1 protein-coding gene is annotated in these 3,052 nt (G+C 73.1%); it reads left to right on the top strand.

Annotated features, from left to right (window positions below):
* Positions 1 to 3,052, top strand: a 3,052-nt coding sequence (locus HCA44_RS20645) for an AMP-binding protein (protein WP_169651210.1), incomplete at both ends; no start/stop codon positions are given.

The following is a 3,052-nucleotide window of genomic DNA, read 5'->3' as shown; positions in this document are numbered from 1 at the left end:
AAGTTCCGCGGCCAGCGCATCGAGCTCGGCGAGATCGAAGCCGCGCTGCGCAGCCATCCGGACGTCGCCGGATCGGTGGTCCTCGTGCACACCGACGCCGCGACCGGAGATCACCTCGTCGCCTACGTCGTGGGCGCGGACTCGCCGGAGCCGGTCGCGCTACGTGAACACGCGGCGCGCCTGCTGCCGACGTACATGCTGCCGTCGGTGATCACCGTGCTCGACGAGTTCCCCCTCAATGCGTCGGGCAAGCTCGACCGCAAGGCGCTGCCGGAACCCGACTTCGCGGCCGCACACACCGAGTACGTGCCGCCGCGCACCCCGGCCGAGGAAGCGGTCGCGGCGGTGTTCGCCGACGTCCTCGGCGGCGCCCGGGTAGGAGTGCACGACGACTTCTTCGCGCTCGGCGGCACGTCGCTGAGCGCGACCCAGGTGGTGTCGCGGCTGCGCGGCGCCGGCTTCGACTCCGCCTCGGTGCGCGAGGTGTTCGACGCGCCGACCGTCGCGTCGCTCGCCGCCGCCCTCGGCGACGAGCAGACGACGGCCGGACACCTCGGTTCGGATGCACCCGCGCTCGTACGGCGTGCCCGCAGCGCAGGCGAGAGGTTGCCGCTCGCGCCTGCGCAGCAACGCATCTGGTTCCTCAACCAGTTCGACCCCGCCGACCCGGTGCACAACCTGCCGCTCGTCATCCGGTTCGACGGCGAGCTCGACACCGACGCCCTGGTGCGTGCGCTCGCCGCGGTGGTCGCCAAGCACGAACCGCTGCGCACAGTGTTCCCGGCATCGAGCGACGGCCCGTACCAGCACATCCTCGAACCCGATGCCGTCTCGCTCGACGTCGCCGTCGACCGCGCCGCGTCCACCGACCTCGACGCCCGTGTCGACGACGTGCTGCTGCGCGGATTCGACGTCACCACCGAGTTGCCGATCCGTGCCCGCCTGTTCCGGCTGACCGACGACTCGCCCGCGGGTGTGCGGCACGTGCTCGCGATCGTCCTGCACCACATCGCCGCCGACGGATGGTCGTTCGATCCGCTCGCGCGCGACGTCGCGGCCGCCTACGCGGCCACCGCGTCCGGTGCGCCCACCCTCCCCGAACCGGCAGTGCGGTTCGGCGACTACACGCTGTGGCAGCGCGACATGCTCGGCGACGTCGCCGACCCCACGTCGACCGCGGCGCGGCAGCTCGCGCACTGGCGTACCGCGCTCGCGGATCTGCCCGCGCTGCTCGAACTGCCCACCGACCGGCCCCGGCCCGCCGTCGCGTCGAGCGCCGGAGCCGGCTTCTCGGTGCGCCTGGACGCCGCACTCACCGACGCGGTCGCTGCCCTGGCGCGTGGCCGCGGCGCCACGTCGTTCATGGTGATGCACGCGGCGCTGTCGGTCGTGCTGGCCCGGCTGTCCGGCACCGTCGACATCGCGATCGGCACCCCGATCGCGGGCCGCGGCGACGCCGCCCTCGACGACCTGGTCGGGATGTTCGCCAACACGCTCGTGCTGCGCGCCCACGTCGATCCGGCCGCCGAGTTCGACGCACTGCTCGCCGCCGTGCGCACCGACGATCTCGCCGCGTTCGCGCACGCCGACCTGCCGTTCGAGCAGATCGTCGAGGCACTCGATCCGGTGCGCTCTAGCGCGTTCAACCCACTGTTCCAGGTCGCGCTGTTCTACCAGAACCACCGTGCGGCACGACTCGAACTGCCCGGCCTGACCGTGTCGAGCACTCCCGTCGTCCCCGACGTCGCGCCCTTCGACCTGCAGTTCGTGCTCACCGAGGACGACGACCGCTCGACCCGCGTCGACGTCACCTATGCGACGGCTCTGTACGACGACGCGACCGCCCGTGGTTTCGCCGCGGCATTCGTGCGCGTCCTCGAGACGGTCGTCGCCCGGCCGGACGCGGTGGTCGGCGACGTGCCGCTGGGGGAGACGCCCGAGCCGAGCCCGGGCACGCACACCGCGCCCGTCCCGGCGCTCACGCACCCGGACCTGTTCGCGCGCCAGGTGGCGCGCACGCCCGACGCGCTCGCGCTCGTCGACGGCGACGGCGACGTCTCGCTCACCTACGCCGAACTCGACGCGGCGGTCACGCGTCTCGCGCGGCGCCTCGTCGCGGCGGGCGTCGGCCCCGAAGTGCGGGTCGCGGTCGCGATCCGCCGGTCCGCGGCGCTCGTCGTCGCGATGTACGCGGTCGCGCGCGCGGGCGGCGCGTACGTCCCGATCGATCCCGATCACCCTCGTGAACGCATCGAGCACGTACTGCGCACGGCCGCACCGCGACTGACCCTCACGACCGTCGCGGACGGCCTCGACGCCGGAACCGGCGCGGGCGGTCCCGTCCTCACCGTCGACGAGCCCGCCGCCGCCGACCACGGGGACGACTCCGAGGACTCCGAGGCGTCGAAGGACGCAGCACGCTGGACGGACGCCGAGCGCCTGGCGCCGCTGCACCCGGACAACACCGTCTACGTGTTGTTCACCTCGGGGTCGACCGGCACCCCGAAGGGTGTCGCGGTCACCCACGCGGCGGTCGTGCACCAAGTGACGTGGATGCAGTCGCGGTACCCGCTCGGCGGCGACGACGCATACCTGCAGAAGACCGCGGCGACATTCGACCTGTCGGTGTGGGGTTACCTGTGGCCGCTCACCACCGGGGCACGCGTCGTCCTCGCGGCACCCGACGGCCACCGCGACCCCGACTATCTCGCCCGCACGATCGACGAGCAGTCCGTGACGGCAACCGATTTCGTGCCGTCGATGCTCGACGCCTTCCTCTCCGTCGCCGACCCGGCGCGCGCCCGCGGGTTGCGGCACGTGTTCGCGATCGGTGAGGCGCTGCCCGCGGCCACCGCCGCCCGGTTCCGCGACGCCCTGCCTGCGCAGCTGCACAACCTGTACGGGCCCACCGAGGCGACCGTGTCGGTCACCGAGTGGGATCCGCGCGAGGGTGACCCGGCGATCGTGCCGATCGGTGTGGTCGAGGCCAACGTGCGCGCGTACGTGCTGGACGCGCGGCTGCATCCGTGCGCTCCCGGCGTGCCGGGTGAGC

It is taken from the genome of Rhodococcus sp. HNM0569 (assembly GCF_012726205.1).
Lineage (GTDB): Bacteria > Actinomycetota > Actinomycetes > Mycobacteriales > Mycobacteriaceae > Rhodococcus_F.
Note: the sequence above shows the minus strand (reverse complement) of the source record. Positions and strands in the feature narration are given on the sequence as shown.